Origin of the sequence: Streptomyces sp. NPDC058295, from assembly GCF_042880655.1 — a bacterium.
In the GTDB taxonomy this organism is placed as follows: domain Bacteria; phylum Actinomycetota; class Actinomycetes; order Streptomycetales; family Streptomycetaceae; genus Streptomyces; species Streptomyces coriariae.
This window is the reverse complement of the sequence record NZ_JBHVYO010000031.1, coordinates 84,420-104,837: the sequence shown is the minus strand read 5'-3', so window position 1 is coordinate 104,837 and position 20,418 is coordinate 84,420. Positions and strand designations below refer to the sequence as shown.

Genomic DNA, 20,418 nt, shown 5'->3' with positions numbered 1-20,418 from the left:
CCGCGAGGGCCCGGCCCCCCTCGGGGGAACCGGGCCCTCGCGGAGGTGCCTTACGCCTTGCGCAGGCGGAACGTCAGCGTCAGGCCGTCGTCCGTGAACGGGGCGCCGTAGGTGTCGTCCGCCTCACCCTGGGCGAAGTCCGTGGCGAGGACCTCGTCGGCGATGAGGCCGGCGTGACCGGACAGGGCGTCGGCGGTCGCCGGGTCCGTCGCGGTCCAGCGCAGCGCGATGCGGTCGGCGACGTCGAGGCCGCTGTTCTTGCGGGCCTCCTGGATCAGCCGGATCGCGTCCCGGGCCAGGCCCGCGCGGCGCAGCTCCTCGGTGATCTCCAGGTCGAGGGCGACCGTCGCGCCGGAGTCGGAGGCGACCGACCAGCCCTCGCGCGGGGTCTCCGTGATGATGACCTCGTCGGGGGCCAGGGTGATCGTCTCGCCGTCGACCTCCACCGCTGCCGTGCCCTCGCGCAGGGCGAGGGAGAGCGCGGCGGCGTCGGCGTTCGCGACGGCCTTGGCCACGTCCTGGACGCGCTTGCCGAACCGCTTGCCCAGGGCGCGGAAGTTGGCCTTGGCGGTCGTGTCGACCAGGCTGCCCCCGACCTCGGAGAGGGACGCCAGGGACTCGACGTTGAGTTCCTCCGTGATCTGCCCGTGCAGCTCGCGGTCGAGGACGTCGAAGCCGCTCGCGGCGATCAGGGCGCGCTTGAGGGGCTGGCGGGTCTTCACGCCCGACTCCGCGCGTGTGGCGCGGCCCAGCTCCACCAGGCGGCGGACCAGGACCATCTGCTTCGACAGCTCCGGGTCGATCGCGGAGAGGTCGGCCTCCGGCCAGGTGGCCAGGTGGACGGAGCCCGGGGCGTCCGGGGTGACCGGTACGACGAGGTCCTGCCAGACCCGCTCGGTGATGAACGGGGTCAGCGGGGCCATCAGCCGGGTGACCGTCTCGACGACCTCGTGCAGGGTGCGCAGCGCGGCCTTGTCGCCCTGCCAGAAGCGGCGACGGCTGCGGCGGACGTACCAGTTGGACAGGTCGTCGACGAACGCGGAGAGCAGCTTGCCGGCGCGCTGGGTGTCGTACGCCTCCAGAGCCTGCGTCACCTGGTCGGTGAGCGCGTGGAGTTCGGAGAGCAGCCAGCGGTCCAGGACCGGGCGGTCGGCCGGGGCCGGGTCGGCCTCGCTCGGCGCCCAGCCGGACGTACGGGCGTACAGGGCCTGGAAGGCGACCGTGTTCCAGTACGTCAGGAGCGTCTTGCGGACGACCTCCTGGATGGTGTTGTGGCCCACGCGGCGGGCCGCCCACGGGGAGCCGCCGGCCGCCATGAACCAGCGGACCGCGTCGGCGCCGTGCTGGTCCATCAGCGGGATCGGCTGAAGGATGTTGCCCAGGTGCTTGGACATCTTGCGGCCGTCCTCGGCCAGGATGTGGCCCAGGCAGACGACGTTCTCGTACGACGACTTGTCGAAGACCAGCGTGCCGATGGCCATCAGCGTGTAGAACCAGCCGCGGGTCTGGTCGATGGCCTCGCTGATGAACTGCGCCGGGTAGCGGGACTCGAAGAGATCCTTGTTCTTGTACGGGTAGCCCCACTGCGCGAACGGCATCGAACCCGAGTCGTACCAGGCGTCGATGACCTCCGGCACGCGCGTGGCCGTCCGCCCGCAGTCGTCGTGGGGGCAGGCGAAGGTGACCGCGTCGATGTACGGGCGGTGCGGGTCCAGCTCGGACTGGTCGGTGCCGGTCAGCTCGGTGAGCTCCGCGCGGGAGCCGGCGACGGTGAGGTGGTCCTCCTCGCAGCGCCAGATCGGCAGCGGGGTGCCCCAGTAGCGGTTGCGGGAGAGCGCCCAGTCGATGTTGTTGTTCAGCCAGTCGCCGTACCGGCCGTGCTTGACCGTGTCCGGGAACCAGTTGGTCTTCTCGTTCTCCTGGAGGAGGCGGTCCTTGACGGCCGTGGTGCGGATGTACCAGGACGGCTGCGCGTAGTAGAGGAGCGCGGTGTGGCAGCGCCAGCAGTGCGGGTAGCTGTGCTCGTACGGGATGTGCTTGAAGAGGAGGCCGCGCTGCTGGAGGTCCTCGGTGAGCTTTTCGTCCGCCTTCTTGAAGAAGACGCCGCCGACCATCGGGACGGACTCCTCGAAGGTGCCGTCCGGGCGTACCGGGTTGACGACGGGCAGGCCGTAGGAGCGGCAGACCTTGAGGTCGTCCTCACCGAAGGCGGGGGACTGGTGGACCAGACCGGTGCCGTCCTCGGTGGTGACGTACTCGGCGTTCACCACGTAGTGGGCGGGTTCCGGGAACTCCACGAGCTCGAACGGACGTTGATAGGTCCAGCGCTCCATTTCGGCGCCGGTGAAGGTCTGGCCGGTGGTCTCCCAGCCCTCGCCGAGCGCCTTGGCGACCAGCGGCTCGGCGACGACGAGCTTCTCCTCGCCGTTGGTCGCCACGACGTAGGGGACCTCGGGGTGCGCGGCCACGGCTGTGTTGGAGACCAGTGTCCAGGGGGTCGTCGTCCACACCAGGAGGGCGGCTTCGCCGGCGAGCGGACCGGAGGTGAGCGGGAAACGGACGTACACGGAGGGGTCGACGACCGTCTCGTAGCCCTGGGCCAGCTCGTGGTCGGACAGGCCCGTGCCGCAGCGGGGGCACCAGGGGGCGACGCGGTGGTCCTGGACCAGCAGGCCCTTGTTGAAGATCTCCTTCAGCGACCACCAGACCGACTCGATGTACTCGGGGTCCATCGTGACGTAGGCGTCGTCGAGGTCGACCCAGTAGCCCATGCGGGTCGTCAGCTCGGAGAACGCGTCGGTGTGGCGGAGCACGGACTCGCGGCACTTGTCGTTGAAGGCGGCGATGCCGTACGCCTCGATGTCCTGCTTGCCGGAGAAGCCGAGCTCCTTCTCGACCGCCAGCTCCACCGGGAGGCCGTGGCAGTCCCAGCCCGCCTTGCGGGCCACGTGGTAGCCGCGCATGGTGCGGAAGCGAGGGAAGACGTCCTTGAAGACGCGGGCCTCGATGTGGTGGGCGCCCGGCATGCCGTTGGCGGTGGGCGGGCCCTCGTAGAACACCCACTCGGGGCGGCCCTCGGACTGCTCCAGGCTCTTGGCGAAGATCTTCTGCTCGCGCCAGAAGTCGAGCACCGCGTGCTCGAGGGCGGGCAGGTCGACCTGGGCGGGCACCTGGCGGTACTGCGGCTGCGTATTCAACGAGCTTCCTCCGGCGGACATACTGCCTTCCGTCGGAGGGACGAGAGCCGACTTGCCTGTCTACGCCGTGTGCGGCGCGCTCCCGCGGTACCACCCTCCTTGGCCCTCCGGTGCGCTCCACGCGCCGGTGAGCCCCCTCATTGGGGTCGCGATGCCGGTTCTACTGGCCTTCGCCTGTCGGCTGCGGCTTTCTTCCGGCGGCTCCGGGGTGATCTTCACGTCGCGCTCGCCCCCGGGCTTCCACCGTCCCCGGGTCGCTCTGGGCTGCGTACGCCGCTACTCGTCCCCATCCACACTTTTCGCTCCGCCCAGTGTACGGCTCCCCGACGACAGCGGCCGACGGGTTTTCGGGGGCGGCGGAACCGGCCGACGACCTATTCCGGAATGACCCGAATGGTGGCTATGTGTGATGGTGTGTGCGTTCGGATTCCGGGATGCCCGGCTCGGCGGATTACCGGGCGGGGAGCTGGGCACAACGGATGCAGGCTTGCCGCGAGGCGGGCGAATCGAGCGGTGCGCCCCGTTGCCGCGGGCTCCAAGTCGATTTATCGTCCCAGCACGATTCGCGTGCAAGATCACAATATGTGAAGGGGCCGCGGCCATGGTGGCGAAGAAGACCGCCGTACAGCAGTCGGCGTCCGGCAGCTCCACGAGTGCCTCCGGTGCCTCCGGTGGCGCGGCCAAGGACTCCAGGGCCGTGAAGTCGGTGCGGTCCGCGACGGCTGGAGCACCGAAGAAGGCCGCGGCCAGGAAGCCGGCCGCCGAGAAGGCGGTGGCTCGAAGACCTGAGGAGGAGGAAGCGGCGGAGGCCCAGGCGGCGGAGCCGGTCGAGAGCGACGGACCGGCCGGCAAGGCGCCCGCCGCGAAGAAGAGTGCCGCGAAGAGAGCGGTGAAGAAGGCGGCCACGGAGGCGGTGGTCGCCACGAAGGCAGTCACCGGGAAGCCGGCTGCCAAGAAGACGGTCGCCAAGAAGACCGCGGCCAGGAAGGCGGCCGCGGCGGAGCCGACGACCGCGAAGAAGTCGGCTGCCAAGAAGGCGGCCACCAAGAAGGTCACCGCTGAGAAGGTCACCGCCGAGAAGGCGCCGGTCGGGAAGATCGCCGGCGCCGAAGGCGTGACCGGGACGAGCGCGGGCAGGAAGAGCACGGCCAAGAAGGTGGGCGCGGCCTCGGCCGCGGAGCAGACGGGAGCCACGACTGTGGTTGCGAAGAAGACTCCGGGTACGGCCACGGCGGCGAAGACCGCTGTTCCCAAGGCGCGCCTCGCGGCGGTGGAGCCCGGCGAGCTCGCGGTGCGCGCCGGCGAGGAGCCGTGGACACCGGAGGAGGTCGAGGAGGCCCGTGCGGAGCTCCAGTCCGAACAGGGGCGGCTGCGGGCGGAGCTCGCCTCGTCCGAGGCGGCCCTGACGGGGCTGATGCGGGACTCGGGGGACGGCGCGGGCGACGACCAGGCGGACACCGGGACGAAGAACATCACGCGTGAACACGAACTGGCGCTGGCCGCCAACGCGCGCGAGATGCTGATCCAGACCGAGCACGCCCTGGAGCGGCTGGACGCCGGCACCTACGGCCTGTGCGAGAACTGCGGCCAGGCCATCGGCAAGGCCCGGATGCAGGCCTTCCCGAGGGCCACTCTGTGCGTCGAGTGCAAGCAGAAGCAGGAGCGCCGGTACTGATCACCTGGCGGTCGGGGGGTGTGCCGTACCCTCGTCCTCAGTCAGGTACCTAGGTTGAGGGACTCACGTGGCAGAGGCGGAGCGCGTCATCGGTACGCCGGACATCCCAGAGGCGGGATCCGAGCCGGAGCAGTCGTCCGGCCCGGACGGGCAGGAGAGCACCGAGGCGCGGCCCAGGGGCAAGCGCCGGATCGCCGTGCTCTTCACCGTCGCCACGGTCGCGTACGTGATCGACCTGGTGAGCAAGATGATCGTGGTCGCCAAGCTGGAGCACCACGCGCCGATCGAGATCATCGGGGACTGGCTGAAGTTCGAGGCCATCCGCAACGCGGGCGCGGCCTTCGGCTTCGGTGAGGCGTTCACCATCATCTTCACGGTGATCGCGACGGCCGTGATCGTGGTGATCGCCCGGCTCGCCCGCAAGCTCTACAGCCTGCCCTGGGCGATCGCCCTGGGGCTGCTGCTGGGCGGCGCGCTGGGCAACCTCACCGACCGGATCTTCCGCGCGCCGGGCGTTTTCGAGGGCGCGGTCGTGGACTTCATCGCCCCGAAGCACTTCGCGGTCTTCAACCTCGCGGACTCGGCGATCGTCTGCGGCGGCATCCTGATCGTGCTGCTGTCCTTCAAGGGCCTGGACCCGGACGGGACCGTCCACAAGGACTGACCGCCCGGCGGTCGTTCACGGAGGTCGTCCACAGCGGTTGTCCACAGGGCCGTACGGCGGTACCGGAGCCGTCCTGCATACTCGACGGGTGAGCACGATTCCCGAGACCCGCACCCTGCCCGTGCCGGACGGCCTGGAGGGCGAGCGCGTAGACGCCGCCATCTCCCGCATGTTCGGCTTCTCCCGTACGAAGGCCGCCGAGCTGGCTGCGGCGGGGAAGGTCACGGTCGACGGCTCGGTGGTCGGCAAATCCGAGCGGGTGATCGGCGGGGCCTGGCTGGAGGTCGAGATGCCGCCGGCTCCGGCGCCGGTGCAGATCGTCGCCGAGCCGGTGGAGGGCATGGAGATCGTGCACGACGACGACGACGTGGTCGTGATCGTCAAGCCGGTCGGCGTGGCCGCGCACCCGTCGCCCGGCTGGAGCGGGACGACCGTCATCGGCGGGCTCGCCGCCGCCGGGTACCGCATCTCCACCTCCGGTGCCGCCGAGCGCCAGGGCATCGTGCACCGGCTGGACGTCGGCACCTCGGGGCTGATGGTGGTCGCCAAGTCGGAGCGGGCGTACACGTCGCTGAAGCGCCAGTTCAAGGAGCGCACGGTCGACAAGCGTTACCACACGCTCGTCCAGGGCCACCCCGACCCGACCAGCGGCACGATCGACGCGCCCATCGGCCGGCACCCGCACCACGACTACAAGTGGGCGGTCACGGCCGAGGGCAAGCCGTCCGTCACGCACTACGACCTGATCGAGGCCTTCCGCGCGGCCTCCCTGCTGGACGTGAAGCTGGAGACGGGCCGTACGCACCAGATCCGCGTTCACATGGCCGCCCACCGCCACCCCTGCGTCGGCGATCTGACGTACGGCGCCGACCCCACGCTGTCCAAGCGGCTGGGCCTGGCCCGGCAGTGGCTGCACGCGGTGCGGCTGGGCTTCGAGCACCCCGGGGACGGGCAGTGGGCGGAGTTCGCCAGTGACTACCCCGAGGACCTGGCCAAGGCGCTGGAGCAGGTCCGCGAGGAGACCTACGGATGAGCGGTCCGCACGGGTACTCGGTGCGGGTCGCCGAGGACCCCGCCGACCGGGAGGCGTGCTTCGCGGTGCGCAAGGAGGTCTTCGTCGGCGAGCAGGGCGTGCCCGAGGACCTGGAGTACGACGCGCACGACGCCGACGCCGTCCATGTGCTGGCGGTCCGGGAGGACGGGCTGCCGCTCGGCACCGGGCGGCTGCTGTACGGCGAGGCGGTCGCCGACCGGACCGGCGGCGACCTGTCGGTGGGCTCGCTGGGGCGGCTCGCCGTGACACGCGAGGCGCGCGGGCTGGGCGTCGGGGTGGCGCTGGTGCGGGCCATCGAGGAGGCGGCACGCGCGCGGGGGCTCGCGGCCGTGGATCTGCACGCACAGACCCAGGCGCTGGGGTTCTACGAGCGGCTGGGGTACGCGGCGTACGGGCCGCAGGACATGGAGGCGGGGATTCCGCACCGGTCCATGCGGCGTTCTCTGTAGCGGACGGTGGTCGTGCGACGCTGGAGGTCTGGATGTTCTTGATCGTCTAGACCCGGAGCGCTGACCGTGGACCAGCTGGCCCTGTTGTTCGTCCTGTTGCTCGGGGCCGTGGTGAGCGTCCCGGTCGGGGACCGGTTCGGGTTGCCGGCGCCGGTGCTCATGACCCTGCTCGGGATCGTCCTCGCGGTGCTCGAATTCGTGCCCAACGTGGAGATCCCGCCGGACCTGATCCTGCCCCTCCTGCTGCCGCCCCTCCTGTACGCGGCGGTACGGAGGACCTCGTGGCGGCAGTTCGCGGCGAACGTGCGGCCGATCTTCCTGCTGGCCGTGGCGCTGGTGTTCGTCACGACGGTGTGCGTGGCGGTCGTGGCGCACACGATCGTGCCGGGGCTGCCGATCGCCGCGGCCGTGGCGCTGGGCGCGCTGGTCGCGCCGCCCGACCCGGTGGCCGCCACCGCGGTGGCCGGACAGCTCGGGCTGCCCCGCCGGCTGGTGTCCATCCTGGAGGGCGAGGGGCTCTTCAACGACGTGACGGCCATCGTGCTCTACCACGTCGCGATCGCCGCGGCCGTGAGCGGGTCGTTCTCGCCGTGGCAGGCCGGTCTCGACCTGGTGCTGTCCGCGGTGGTGGCGGTGGCGGTGGGTGTCGCGCTCGGCTGGGGCGCGAACAGGCTGCTGGACGTCCTCGGGGACACGACGCTGCAGATCGGGCTGACGCTCCTGGTGCCGTACGCCTCGTACGTGCTGGCGGAGGAGTTCCACGGCTCCGGCGTGCTGGCCGTCCTGACCACGGCCATGTTCCTCGCCGAGTACGCCACCGACCCCGACGACGTGCTGACCCGGCTGGCGGGCCACACCTTCTGGGACATCATCGACACCCTCGTCACGGGCGTCGCGTTCGGGCTGATCGGCCTGGAGCTGCACAACGCGATCCGGACGGCGTCCGGGCGCTGGGGGGAGATGCTGGGCTGGGCCGGGGTGATCGTGGTCGTCGTGGTCGTCGTACGGCTGCTGTGGCTGTTGCCGGCGACCTGGCTGACGCAACGGCTGCACGCCAGACAGGACCACCTCGAGGACATTCCGACGAACTGGCGGGAGACCCTCGTCATGTGGTGGGCCGGGATGCGCGGGGTGGCCTCGGTGGCGCTGGCGCTGGCCGTGCCGCTGAAGACCGACGAGGGCGGGCCCTTCCCCGACCGGGACGAGATCATCTTCATCGCGTTCGGCGTGATCATGGCGACGCTGGTCCTTCAGGGACTGACCCTGCCGTGGCTGGTGAAGCGCCTCGACGTGCGGTCGGACGCCGACCGCGAGAAGGAGTTCGAGAAGGAGCTCGCGGTGCGGGCCGCGAAGGCGGCGAAAAGGCGGCTGCGGGAGATCGAGGCCGAGGAGGACCTGCCGGAGGAGCTGTCCGAGCAGATGCTGCGGCGGGCCTTCGACATCGGGCTGCGGATCAGTCCCGACGTCGGGGAGGACGAACGGCGGGAGGGTCACGACCAGCGGGTGCGCAGGCTGAAGCGGGTGCGACGGATCCAGGGGGAGATGCTCAGCGCGGCCCGGCACGAGGTGGTCGCGGCGCGCAGCGAGCCGGGCGCCGATCCGGAGATCGTGGACCGGGTGCTGCGGCATCTGGACGTGCGCAGCCTCAAGTGAGGCCTCCGGGCCGGCCGGCCCGCCTTTCGCGGCCGCCCGGTTCATGGCAGTCGCGTAAACCGCCACGACCCCTGTGGGTACCGCTCGTTACGCTCGGACCATGGCACGCAACGTGGTGATCAGTGGAGGCGGAACAGGGATCGGGCTCGCCGCGGCGCAGGTCTTCGCCGCGGACGGGGATCGGGTGCTGCTGCTCGGGCGGCGGGCGGAGGTGCTGGAGAAGGCCGGGGTGGCCGGTGCGCTCACCTACGCCGCGGATCTGAGCGAGCCGGAGCAGGTGCGGGGGGTCGCCCGGTTCGTGGCGGCGGAGTTCGCCACCGTGGACGTGCTGGTGCACAGCGCCGGGGGCGCCGGGCACCTGGAGCCGCCGAGCGACAGCGCGGATCCGCTGGACCGCGTCGCGCACGACTGGACCGTCAACTTCCGTAACAACACCCTCAGCGCCGCCCTGCTCACCGAGGCCCTGAAGGACCGGCTCGCCTCGCCGGGCGGGCGGGTGCTGTTCGTCAGCTCGATCGCCGCCTACCGGGGGTCGGGCAGCGGGGCGTACGGCGGCGCCAAGGCCGCGTTGCACCCGTACGCCCGTGATCTCGCCCGGGAGTTGGGGCCCCGGGGCATCACCGCGAACCTCGTCGCCCCGGGATATGTCGAGGACACCGGGTTCTTCGGGGACGCCATCGAGCCGGCGCGGCGCGAGCGGCTCGTCGGCGAGACCTTCACCGGGCGCGCCGGGACGCCCGGGGACATCGCCGCCACACTGCACTGGCTGGCCTCCCCGGGCGCCGGTCACGTCACTTCGCAGGTCGTCCAGGTCAACGGGGGTGCGGAGCGCGGGAACTGACGGTCAGCGGCCCCGCGGCGGCTCGTGGACGCGACGGGCCGCGCCGTCGGGGGAGGCGGACTGTGCGGGCAGGCGGCCGGGGGCCAGTGCCGCGTCCGCCGTGTTGACCCTCGGGAGCGCGTAGGGGTGCTCCTTGGACAGCCAGCGGATCATCTCCTCGCGGACCCTGACCCGTACCGTCCAGATGTCGTCGGCGTCCTTCGCCGTGACCAGGGCCCGCACCTGCATGGTGTTGGGCGTGGTGTCGGTGACGTCGAGCCCGCAGGCGCGGCCGTCCCAGGCCGGGCACTCGCGCAGGATGTCGCGCAGCTTCTCACGCATGAGCTCCACCGGCGCGTTGTGGTCGACGTGCCAGTAGACGATGCCGGTCATCTCCGGGGTGCCGCGCGACCAGTTCTCGAAGGGCTTCGAGGTGAAGTACGAGACCGGCATCGTGATCCGGCGCTCGTCCCAGGTCCGCACGGTCAGGAAGGTCAGGGTGATCTCCTCGACCGTGCCCCACTCGCCGTCCACCACGACCGTGTCGCCGATGCGCACCATGTCGCCGAAGGCGATCTGGAAGCCGGCGAACATGTTGCTCAGCGTCGACTGGGCGGCCACACCGGCGACGATGCCGAGGATCCCGGCCGAGGCCAGCAGGGAGGCGCCCGCCGCGCGCATGGCGGGGAACGTCAGCAGCATCGAGGCCGCCGCGACCACCCCGACGACGGCCGCCACCACCCGCATGATCAGCGACACCTGGGTCCGCACCCGCCGGACCCGGGCCGCATCGCGGTGCACGCGCGCGTAGCGGGTGTAGGACGTCTCGACGATCGCCGCCGCGATCCTGATCACCAGCCAGGCCGCCGAGCCGATCAGCACCAGGGTGAGGAACTGGCCGATACCGGTCCGATGGTCCTCCAGCATCTGTGCGGCGTCGTACGACCCTCTCAGCAGCGCCGCGCACAGCACGAGCTGATAGGGGATGCGGCCACGGCGCAGCAGACCCCACAGCGGGGTCTCGGGGTGCCGTAGGTCGGCCTTGGACAGCAGGCGGTCGGTGGCCCAGCCGATGAGGACTGTCAGCACGACCGAGCCGCCGACCACGATCACGGGGCGGAGCAGGTTCTCCATGCCTTCGAACGTAACCGGGTCGGAGGGGTCCTGAACATGCGGTTTCTGTGAGGAGGCGCACGCACGGCGTTGTCAGTGCAGGCTGGCACCATGGGCACATGAACATCATGCTCTTTCACTCGACCTATGGTCCGCGGCCCGCGGTGCGCGCCGCGGCGGACCGGCTGCGCGCCGCCGGGCACGAAGTGTGGACGCCGGACCTCTTCGAGGGACGCACGTTCGACACGGTCGAGGAGGGCATGGCGTACAACGAGGAGATCGGCAAGGACGAGCTGCTGAAGAGAGCCGTCCTGGCCGCCGCGCCCTACTCGGAGCGCGGGCTGGTGTACGCCGGGTTCTCGCTCGGCGCGTCGATCGCCCAGACCCTCGCCCTCGGCGACGCCAGGGCGCGCGGCCTGCTCCTGCTGCACGGCACCTCGGACCTGGCGCCGAACGTCTCGGTGGACGGCCTTGCGGTGCAGCTGCATGTCGCGGAGCCGGACCAGTTCGAGACCGACGACTGGCTGAGCGCCTGGTATCTCCAGATGGGCAGAGCGGGCGCCGACGTGGAGATCTACCGGTACGCGGGAGCCGGGCACCTGTACACCGACCCCGAGCTGCCCGACTACGACGAGGAGGCCGCCGAGGCCACCTGGCGGGTGGCACTCGGCTTCCTCGAGACGCTCTAGGAGGGCGCCGACCCGGACCTAGACCGGGTCGTAGGTCCGCTCCACCTTCTGTGTGCCGCTGCGTGTGCGGTACGAGCGGGACCAGGCGGAGGTCGCGGTGGTGCTGGTGCGGTCCGACAGCACGTAGTAGTCCATCTGCGCGCGTTCGGCGGTGATGTCCAGGACGCCGTAGCCGTGCCGGTCGGTGTCGACGAAGTGGACATGCCGGTTGGCGGCCCGGATGACCGGGGAGGCGATCGCGGTGAGCGTGCCCTCCGGGACCTTCACGATGTCGTCGAGGTTGTCGGAGGTCACCGAGGTGACCACGAACTCCGTGGCGGCCGAGGCCGACAGCGGGTAGGTCCCGGCGTCCACCGGCACGTCGTTGGCCCACGCCATGTGGATGTCACCGGTCAGGAACACGGTGTTGCGGATGGCGTTCGAGCGCAGGTGGGCGAGGAGTTCGCGGCGGTCGTCGGTGTAGCCGTCCCACTGGTCGGTGTTGACGCCGAGGCCCTCCTGCGGCAGGCCGAGCAGCTTGGCGAGCGGTTTGAACAGGTCCGCGGAGAGCGAGCCGATGACGAACGGCGAGATCATCACCGAGTTGCCGACCAGCCGCCAGGTGGTGTCGGACGCCTTCAGCCCGGCCTTCAGCCAGTCGAGCTGGGCGCGGCCGGTGAGCGTGCGGTCCGGGTCGTCGACGGTGCCGTTGCCGACGGCGACCTGCTGCGAGCGGAAGGAGCGCAGGTCCAGCAGGGACAGATCGGCGAGCTTGCCGAAGCGCAGCCGGCGGTAGGTGGTGCCGGCGATGGCCGGCCGGACCGGCATCCACTCGAAGTAGGCCTGCTTGGCGGCCGCCTGCCGGGCCGACCAGGCACCCTCGGCGCCCTCGGTGTGGTTCTCGGCGCCACCCGACCAGGTGTCGTTGGCGAACTCGTGGTCGTCCCAGATCGCGACGACCGGCGCCTTCGCGTGCAGGGCCTGGAGGTCCGGGTCGGTCTTGTACTTGCCGTGCCGGGTGCGGTAGTCGGCGAGGGTGAGGATCTCGTGGGTGGGCGCCGTCTGCCGTACGACGGTTCCGCGCGTGCCGTACTCACCGGTGCCGTACTCGTAGATGTAGTCGCCCAGGTGCAGCCAGGCGTCCAGGTCGCCGCGGGCCGCGAGGTGACGGTACGAGGAGAAGTAGCCGGCCTCCCAGTTGGCGCAGGAGACCACGCCGAAGCGCAGGCCCGGCACCGCGGCGTCCGCCGCAGGCGCGGTGCGGGTACGCGCCACCGGGGAGTCCGTGCCGCCGGCCGAGAAGCGGAACCAGTAGTCGGTGGCGGGCGCGAGGCCGCGGATGTCGGCCTTGACGGTGTGGTCGGTCGCGGCGGACGCGGTGGTGGAGCCCTTGGCGACCACGTTCGTCAGTGCCTTGTCTGTGGCGACGACCCAGCTCACCTCCGTGGCCGGACCGAGTCCGGAGCCGGGTATCGCCTCGGCGGTGGGCGTCACCCGGGTCCACAGCAGGACGCCGTCGGGCAGCGGGTCGCCGGAGGCGAGGCCGTGCAGGAAGACGGGGGCCTCGGCGGCACGGGCCGGCAGCGCGGCGGCGAGCGGGCCGGCCAGTACCGCGGTGGCTGCCACGGCCTTGAGCGCCGTACGGCGGCGCGGCGACAGCGAGTTGGGGCGCTCTGACGGGGTGTCGGCGCTCTGGGAGGATCTGTATCGACTGGTCACGGGCGATCAGATTACTGACCAGTACGACAGAAGAGCGGGCGAACTCCGAAAAGTTCGCCCGCTCTTCCTCGAAGCGTCGGATCAGGAGCCGGTCAGCCCTTGAGCGCCGCGTCGATCGCCGTGGTGAAGTCGGCGACCGTCATCGGGGCGTTGCCCTGTCCGTCGGAGCCGGTCAGCGTCTTGCCGTCCATCTTCAGGGTCGGGGTACCCGAGACGCCGCTCTTGTCGAACGTCTTGGACATCTCCAGCGCCCACCGGTCGTAGGTGCCGTTCTTCACGGCGCTCTGGAACTTCGCGTTGCCCTTCAGCGCCGAGACCGTGTCCGCCACCTTGATCAGGTAGGAGTCGTCCTTGAACTTGTCCTCGGTCTCCTCGGGGTGGTACTTCGCCGAGTACAGCGCGGTCTTGTACTCCAGGAACGCCTCGGGGCCGACGTTGAGCGCGGCGCCCATCGCGCTGAGCGCGTTCTTGGATCCTTCACCGGTCAGGCTGCGGTCGAGGAAGGTCGCGCCGACGTACTGGATCTTGAACTTGCCGGCGTCGAAGTCGCTCTTCACCGTCGCGCCGACGGTCTGCTCGAACTGGGCGCAGACCGGGCAGCGCGGGTCCTCGTACATCACGAGCGTCTTCTTGGCGCTCGCCTTGCCCATGACGACCGTCGTGCCGTTCTTGCCGCTGGTGTTGGCCGGCGCGACCAGCTTGGCCTTCGCCGCGTCCTCCCAGTAGCCGGGCTTGTTCGCCTGGACGACGGCGTAACCTATGCCGCCCGCCAGGGCGAGCACGCCGACGACCGAGCAGGCGACGATGATCTGCCGCCTGACCTTGGCCCGCTTGGCCTCGCGCTCACGCTCGATGCGCAGCCGCTCCCGGGCCTGCGTCTTCGCCGCCGCGCTGTTCCGCTTGCTCATGGTGTTCTCCAAAGGGACGCGCACAGGTCGTACGCGGAAGTTCGTGTGGGGACTGAGGGACTGAGGTGGTGCTCGGGGTGCCCGGGCCTGCGCAGACGTACGGGCCTGTTCAGACCGTGGCGAGCGAGCACGGCGGTCCACGCCGTCCCAAGGAGTGCACGAGAATCCGCTCGCGGACGGTGGTCGACCGGCGGACGGGCCGCGGCAGACGGCGGGTCGCCGGGGCGCGTCGTACGGCCACGGCGGCGACGGCCAGCAGCAGCGGCCGGAAGGTGGTCGCGGTCGCGGCCCGCAGCAGCTGGGCCAGCGCCCGCTCGCCCCGGCGCAGCCAGGCGGCCGCGATCAGGCCGACGCAGACGTGCGCGCCGAGCAGCAGCCACGCGGCGGCCGGGTCGGGGTGGGCGAGGAGCCCGCCCAGCCGGTCGGTGCCGGTGCCGGTGACCTGGGCCAGCGGGGTGCCGACGGGAGTGCCGTCGCCGCACAGCACGTCCCAGCCGACCGAGGCCAGCGGGCCGGCGACCGGGCCGCCCGCACGGCCGTAGCAGACGTGCTGGCCGGTGGTGAAGACGGTGTCGGCCGCCAGCTCCAGCGGGATCAGCAGGGCGGCGATCCGCCCGAAGCCGCACTCGCGGCCGGCGAGGGCGTACGCGAGGGCGAACACGGCGGCCGCGACGGCGGCCACCGTGTTGAGCGGCAGCGGGGCCCGGGACAGCAGCACGTGCGACGCGGTGCTGAGCGTCACGACGCATGCCGTGAACAGCGCCGCGCGTACGGCTCTGAGGCGGGTCCCGGATATGTCCATAGCGGAGGAGAGTGTGTCACGTGCTCCTGTAGGAGACCCCTAAAGGGTCCCTGTGAGAAGGCGGACCGTCACAGACCTGGAATCCGGCCGTTGCGGAACAGGTCGACGAAGATCTGGTGGTCGGTACGCGCGCGTGCGCCGTAGGCGTGCGCGAAGTCGACCAGGAGCGGCGCGAAGCCGTCCTCGTCGGCCGCGATCGCCGCGTCGATGGCCCGCTCGGTGGAGAACGGCACCAGGGACTCGCCGGAGGTGTCGTCCGCCGCCGCGTGCATCGTGGCCGTGGCCCGGCCCAGGTCGGCGACGACGCCGGCGATCTCCTCCGGGTCGTCGATGTCGCCCCAGTCCAGGTCGACCGCGTACGGCGAGACCTCGGCGACCAGCTGGCCGGCGCCGCCCAGCTCGGTCCAGCCCAGCCACGGGTCGGCGTGCTGCTGGAGGGCGCGCTGGGAGATCACCGTGCGGTGGCCCTCGTGCAGGAAGTAGTCACGGATCGCCGGGTCCGTGATGTGCCGGGAGACGGCCGGCGTCTGGGCCTGCTTGATGTAGATCACGACGTCGTTCTCCAGGGCGTCGCTGTGGCCCTCGAGGAGGATGTTGTACGACGGCAGACCGGCCGAGCCGATGCCGATGCCCCGGCGGCCGACGACGTCCTTCACGCGGTAGGAGTCCGGGCGGGCCAGGGAGGTCTCCGGCAGGGTCTCCAGGTAGCCGTCGAAGGCCGCGAGGACCTTGTAGCGGGTGGCGGCGTCCAGCTCGATGGAGCCGCCGCCCGGTGCGAAGCGGCGCTCGAAGTCACGGATCTCCGTCATGGAGTCCAGCAGCCCGAAACGGGTCAGCGAGCGGGCGTCGCGCAGCGCGTCGAGCAGCGGGCCCTGCGCGGTGTCCAGGGTGAAGGGCGGCACCTCGTCGCTCTTGGCGCCGGTGGCCAGCGCGTGGATCCGCTCCCGGTACGCGCCCGCGTACACCTCCACCAGCTCGCTGATCTGCTCGTCACCGAGCGCCTTGGCGTAGCCGATGAGGGCGATGGAGGCGGAGAAGCGCTTCAGGTCCCAGGTGAAGGGGCCGACGTACGCCTCGTCGAAGTCGTTGACGTTGAAGATCAGCCGGCCCGTCGCGTCCATGTACGTGCCGAAGTTCTCCGCGTGCAGGTCTCCGTGGATCCACACGCGCGAGGTGCGCTCGTCCAGGAACGGGCCGCCCCGCTTCTCGGCGTCGAGGTCGTGGTAGAAGAGACCGGCGGTACCCCGGTAGAACGCGAACGCCGAGGCCGCCATCTTCCGGAACTTCACCCGGAACGCGGCCGGGTCGGCGGCCAGGAGCTCGCCGAACGCGGTGTCGAAGACGGCGAGGATCTCCTCGCCGCGGTGCTCGTCGTTGAGCTGCGGAACCGACATCGCTGGGTGCCTCCTGGTGCATGACATGGACGACAGCGCTTCTGTCGCATCCAACGGGCGGGACCGGACGAAAGTGCCCGCGGCCCCACCCGTGAAGGTACGTGGGGAACGAGCCCGGGTGTCAGTCGCGAGGCATAGACTTCGACGCTGTCCCCCGATCCGTCCGTAACCGGTGGGACACCCGTTGCCGTTTGTTTCCCTTGGAGGCCGCAGCCGTGTCAAAGCCGCCGTTCACGCACCTGCACGTCCACACCCAGTACTCGCTGCTGGACGGTGCCGCGCGGCTGAAGGACATGTTCGACGCGTGCAACGAGATGGGCATGACCCACATCGCCATGTCCGACCACGGCAACCTGCACGGGGCGTACGACTTCTTCCACACCGCGAAGAAGGCCGGAGTCACCCCGATCATCGGGATCGAGGCGTATGTCGCCCCCGAGTCGCGGCGCAACAAGCGCAAGATCCAGTGGGGCCAGCCGCACCAGAAGCGCGACGACGTCTCCGGTTCCGGCGGCTACACCCACAAGACGATCTGGGCGGCCAACGCGACGGGCCTGCACAACCTCTTCAAGCTCTCCTCGGACGCGTACGCCGAGGGCTGGCTCCAGAAGTGGCCCCGGATGGACAAGGAGACCATCTCCCAGTGGTCCGAGGGGCTCATCGCCTCCACCGGCTGCCCCTCGGGCGAGCTCCAGACCCGGCTGCGCCTCGGCCAGAAGGAGGAGGCGCTCAAGGCGGCGGCCGACTACCAGGACATCTTCGGCAAGGACCGGTACTTCCTGGAGCTGATGGACCACGGCATCGAGATCGAGAGCCGGGTCCGTGACGGCCTCCTGGAGATCGGCAAGAAGCTCGGCATCCCGCCGCTGGTCACCAACGACTCGCACTACACGTACGCGCACGAGGCGACCGCGCACGACGCGCTGCTGTGCATCCAGACCGGCAAGAACCTCTCGGACCCGGACCGCTTCCGCTTCGACGGCACCGGCTACTACCTGAAGTCCACGGACGAGATGTACGCCATCGACTCCTCGGACGCCTGGCAGGAGGGCTGCGCCAACACCCTCCTGGTGGCCGAGCAGATCGACACCACCGGCATGTTCGAGGCGAAGAACCTCATGCCGAAGTTCGACATCCCCGACGGCTTCACCGAGATCACCTGGTTCAAGGAGGAGGTCCGCCGGGGCATGGACCGCCGCTTCCCGGGCGGCGTCCCCGACGACCGGCAGAAGCAGGTCGAGTACGAGATGGACGTCATCATCCAGATGGGGTTCCCGGGCTACTTCCTCGTCGTCGCCGACTTCATCATGTGGGCGAAGAACCAGGGCATCGCGGTCGGCCCGGGGCGTGGCTCCGCGGCCGGCTCGATCGTCGCCTACGCGATGGGCATCACCGACCTCGACCCGATCCCGCACGGCCTGATCTTCGAGCGGTTCCTCAACCCCGAGCGCGTCTCCATGCCCGATGTCGACATCGACTTCGACGAGCGCAGGCGCGTCGAGGTGATCCGGTACGTGACCGAGAAGTACGGCGCCGACAAGGTCGCCATGATCGGCACCTACGGCAAGATCAAGGCGAAGAACGCCATCAAGGACTCCGCGCGCGTGCTGGGCTACCCGTACGCCATGGGCGACCGCCTCACCAAGGCCATGCCCGCCGACGTCCTGGGCAAGGGCATCGACCTCAACGGCATCACCGACCCCTCGCACCCGCGCTACAGCGAGGCGGGCGAGATCCGCGCGATGTACGAGAACGAGCCGGACGTCAAGAAGGTCATCGACACCGCCAAGGGCGTCGAGGGCCTGGTCCGGCAGATGGGTGTGCACGCGGCCGGCGTGATCATGTCCAGCGAGCCCATCGTCGACCACGCCCCGATCTGGGTGCGCCACACGGACGGCGTGACCATCACCCAGTGGGACTACCCGCAGTGCGAGTCGCTCGGCCTGCTGAAGATGGACTTCCTCGGCCTGCGCAACCTGACGATCATGGACGACGCCGTCAAGATGGTGAAGTCCAACAAGGGCGTCGACCTCGACCTGCTGGCCCTGCCGCTCGACGATCCGAAGACCTTCGAACTCCTCCAGCGCGGTGAGACCCTCGGCGTCTTCCAGTTCGACGGCGGCCCCATGCGCTCGCTGCTGCGCCTGATGAAGCCCGACAACTTCGAAGACATCTCCGCCGTCTCGGCGCTCTACCGTCCCGGCCCGATGGGCATGGACTCGCACACGAACTACGCGCTCCGCAAGAACAAGCTCCAGGAGATCACCCCGATCCACAAGGAGCTCGAGGAGCCGCTCGAAGAGGTCCTGGCGGTCACCTACGGCCTGATCGTCTACCAGGAGCAGGTGCAGAAGGCCGCCCAGATCATCGCCGGGTACTCGCTCGGCGAGGCCGACATCCTGCGCCGCGTGATGGGCAAGAAGAAGCCCGACGAGCTGGCGAAGAACTTCACCATCTTCCAGGCCGGCGCCAAGAAGAACGGCTACAGCGACGAGGCGATCAAGGCCCTGTGGGACGTGCTGGTCCCCTTCGCCGGCTACGCGTTCAACAAGGCGCACTCCGCCGCGTACGGCCTGGTCTCGTACTGGACCGCCTACCTGAAGGCGAACCACCCCGCCGAGTACATGGCCGGACTGCTCACCTCGGTCAAGGACGACAAGGACAAGTCGGCCGTCTACCTCAACGAGTGCCGGCGCATGGGCATCAAGGTGCTCCCGCCGAACGTCAACGAGTCGGTGCACAACTTCGCCGCGCAGGGCGACGACGTGATCCTCTTCGGCCTCGAGGCCGTGCGCAACGTCGGCACCAACGTGGTGGAGTCGATCATCAGGAGCCGCAAGGCCAAGGGCAAGTACGGCTCCTTCCCCGACTACCTCGACAAGGTCGAGGCGGTCGCGTGCAACAAGCGCACCACGGAGTCGCTGATCAAGGCGGGCGCGTTCGACACCCTGGGGCACACCCGCAAGGGCCTCACCGCGCACTTCGAGCCGATGATCGACAACGTGGTCGCGGTCAAGCGCAAGGAGGCCGAGGGCCAGTTCGACCTCTTCGGCGGCATGGGCGAGGAGGAGACGAGCGAGCCCGGCTTCGGACTCGACGTCGAGTTCACGACCGACGAGTGGGAGAAGACGTATCTGCTCGCCCAGGAGCGGGAGATGCTCGGTCTGTACGTCTCCGACCACCCGCTCTTCGGCCTGGAGCACGTGCTGTCCGACAAGGCCGACGCGGGCATCGCCCAGCTCACCGGCGGTGAGCACGCGGACGGCGCGGTCGTCACCATCGGCGGCATCATCTCCGGTCTCCAGCGCAAGATGACCAAGCAGGGCAACGCCTGGGCGATCGCCACCGTCGAGGACCTCGCGGGCTCCATCGAGTGCATGTTCTTCCCGGCGACCTACCAGCTCGTCTCGACCCAACTCGTCGAGGACGCCGTCGTCTTCGTCAAGGGCCGCCTCGACAAGCGGGAGGACGTGCCGCGGCTCGTCGCCATGGAGCTCCAGGTCCCCGACCTGTCGAACGCGGGCACCAACGCCCCCGTGATCCTCACCATCCCGGCCACCCGGGTCACCCCGCCGATGATCAACCGCCTGGGGGAGATCCTCACTCACCACCGGGGTGACAGCGAGGTCCGGATCAGGCTCCAGGGCCCGACCAAGACGACCGTCCTGCGCCTGGACCGGCACCGGGTCAAGCCCGACCCCGCGCTGTTCGGCGATCTGAAGGTACTGCTCGGCCCGTCCTGCCTGGCCGGCTGAGCGCGACAGAGGACGGGAAACCGCGGGAGACGACGGAATCCACGGAACACCGCGGGCAACCACGGAACACCGCGGGAGACCACGGGGGAAGAAACTACGAGGGGCGCATCCGGTACCGGATGCGCCCCTCGGTGCGTGCGAGCCGCAACGGCCCGTCGCCCGGGTGTCAGTTGTGGCCGAAGCGCTTCTGCCGGCCCTTGCGGGCGACATCGGCCGGCGTCACCTGTGAGATGCGCTGCTCGGCCTGCGACTCCATCGAGGACTGCTGGGCCGCCTGCTGACCACGCTCGGACTGCGGCTGTTTACGCTCCTGCTTCTTGTTCTTGGCCATGGTGATCTGCCTCCTGGGGGGAGCTGAGGGCCATCGACGGGACCAGACTCACATAGGCTGACTTACAACGCATTTCGGATAATTACCGTCTGTAACAGGGGTTGTCGGAGCGCAAGCCCCCGAAACGCCACGCCGAAGATCGAGTTCCGGCCGTTAACCTCCGCGTGGTCGGGCAGACTCGAAGAAAGCCCGATGCAAACCTCCCGGAAAGAGGGT

At 70.0% G+C, this 20,418-nt stretch carries 15 protein-coding genes; 8 read left to right on the top strand and 7 right to left on the bottom strand.

Annotated features, from left to right (window positions below):
• Window positions 1-50: 50 nt before the first annotated feature.
• Window positions 51-3,218, bottom strand: coding sequence for an isoleucine--tRNA ligase (ileS, locus tag ACFVYS_RS29280; protein WP_389506816.1), 3,168 nt, complete (start codon window positions 3,216-3,218; stop codon window positions 51-53).
• A gap of 580 nt (window positions 3,219-3,798) precedes the next feature.
• Between ileS and ACFVYS_RS29275 the strand changes: the two genes are divergently transcribed.
• The 6 genes from ACFVYS_RS29275 (at window position 3,799) to ACFVYS_RS29250 (ending at window position 9,533) form a co-directional block, all read left to right on the top strand.
• Complete coding sequence (locus tag ACFVYS_RS29275) at window positions 3,799-4,872, top strand: TraR/DksA C4-type zinc finger protein (RefSeq protein ID WP_389506814.1); 1,074 nt, start codon at window positions 3,799-3,801, stop codon at window positions 4,870-4,872.
• A gap of 67 nt (window positions 4,873-4,939) precedes the next feature.
• The gene (gene lspA / locus ACFVYS_RS29270) at window positions 4,940-5,536 is read left to right on the top strand and encodes a signal peptidase II (RefSeq protein ID WP_389506813.1); all 597 of its coding nucleotides are present in this window, start codon (window positions 4,940-4,942) and stop codon (window positions 5,534-5,536) included.
• 88 nt (window positions 5,537-5,624) lie between these two features.
• On the top strand, window positions 5,625-6,569 hold the full coding sequence (locus ACFVYS_RS29265) for an RluA family pseudouridine synthase (RefSeq protein WP_389506811.1): 945 nt from the start codon (window positions 5,625-5,627) through the stop codon (window positions 6,567-6,569).
• The gene (locus ACFVYS_RS29260) at window positions 6,566-7,039 is read left to right on the top strand and encodes a GNAT family N-acetyltransferase (protein WP_389506809.1); all 474 of its coding nucleotides are present in this window, start codon (window positions 6,566-6,568) and stop codon (window positions 7,037-7,039) included. Before ACFVYS_RS29265 ends, ACFVYS_RS29260 begins: the two co-directional genes overlap by 4 nt.
• 66 nt (window positions 7,040-7,105) lie before the next feature.
• Window positions 7,106-8,692 (top strand): Na+/H+ antiporter, encoded by a 1,587-nt coding sequence (locus tag ACFVYS_RS29255; protein WP_389506807.1) that lies wholly within the window; start codon window positions 7,106-7,108, stop codon window positions 8,690-8,692.
• Window positions 8,693-8,792: 100 nt separating this feature from the next.
• Window positions 8,793-9,533 (top strand): SDR family NAD(P)-dependent oxidoreductase, encoded by a 741-nt coding sequence (locus ACFVYS_RS29250; RefSeq protein ID WP_389506805.1) that lies wholly within the window; start codon window positions 8,793-8,795, stop codon window positions 9,531-9,533.
• 3 nt (window positions 9,534-9,536) lie between these two features.
• Here ACFVYS_RS29250 and ACFVYS_RS29245 read toward each other — a convergent pair whose 3' ends face one another.
• Entirely contained in the window at window positions 9,537-10,646 is a 1,110-nt protein-coding gene (locus ACFVYS_RS29245) for a mechanosensitive ion channel family protein (RefSeq protein ID WP_389506803.1), read from the bottom strand.
• A 98-nt stretch (window positions 10,647-10,744) separates the two neighbouring features.
• On the opposite strand from ACFVYS_RS29245, the gene ACFVYS_RS29240 reads away from it, so the two are divergent.
• Window positions 10,745-11,314 carry a dienelactone hydrolase family protein gene (locus ACFVYS_RS29240; RefSeq protein ID WP_362570164.1) on the top strand — a complete coding sequence of 190 codons (570 nt, stop codon included), beginning with the start codon at window positions 10,745-10,747 and terminating at the stop codon, window positions 11,312-11,314.
• 18 nt (window positions 11,315-11,332) lie between these two features.
• Here ACFVYS_RS29240 and ACFVYS_RS29235 read toward each other — a convergent pair whose 3' ends face one another.
• The 4 genes from ACFVYS_RS29235 to ACFVYS_RS29220 form a co-directional block, all read right to left on the bottom strand.
• Window positions 11,333-13,012 (bottom strand): alkaline phosphatase D family protein, encoded by a 1,680-nt coding sequence (locus ACFVYS_RS29235; protein ID WP_389506801.1) that lies wholly within the window; start codon window positions 13,010-13,012, stop codon window positions 11,333-11,335.
• 92 nt (window positions 13,013-13,104) lie between these two features.
• Window positions 13,105-13,920 carry a DsbA family protein gene (locus ACFVYS_RS29230; protein WP_389506799.1) on the bottom strand — a complete coding sequence of 272 codons (816 nt, stop codon included), beginning with the start codon at window positions 13,918-13,920 and terminating at the stop codon, window positions 13,105-13,107.
• 109 nt (window positions 13,921-14,029) lie between these two features.
• Window positions 14,030-14,722: a hypothetical protein gene (locus ACFVYS_RS29225; RefSeq protein WP_389506797.1), complete on the bottom strand. Its 693-nt coding sequence runs from the start codon at window positions 14,720-14,722 to the stop codon at window positions 14,030-14,032.
• Window positions 14,723-14,790: 68 nt separating this feature from the next.
• A complete protein-coding gene (locus ACFVYS_RS29220; protein ID WP_389506795.1) occupies window positions 14,791-16,116 on the bottom strand; it encodes a DUF2252 domain-containing protein in 1,326 nt (441 codons plus the stop codon).
• Between the two features lie 215 nt (window positions 16,117-16,331).
• On the opposite strand from ACFVYS_RS29220, the gene dnaE reads away from it, so the two are divergent.
• Complete coding sequence (gene dnaE, locus ACFVYS_RS29215; protein ID WP_389506793.1) at window positions 16,332-19,871, top strand: DNA polymerase III subunit alpha; 3,540 nt, start codon at window positions 16,332-16,334, stop codon at window positions 19,869-19,871.
• A 166-nt stretch (window positions 19,872-20,037) separates the two neighbouring features.
• Here dnaE and ACFVYS_RS29210 read toward each other — a convergent pair whose 3' ends face one another.
• Entirely contained in the window at window positions 20,038-20,202 is a 165-nt protein-coding gene (locus ACFVYS_RS29210; protein WP_266395965.1) for a hypothetical protein, read from the bottom strand.
• Between the last annotated feature and the right edge of the window lie 216 nt (window positions 20,203-20,418).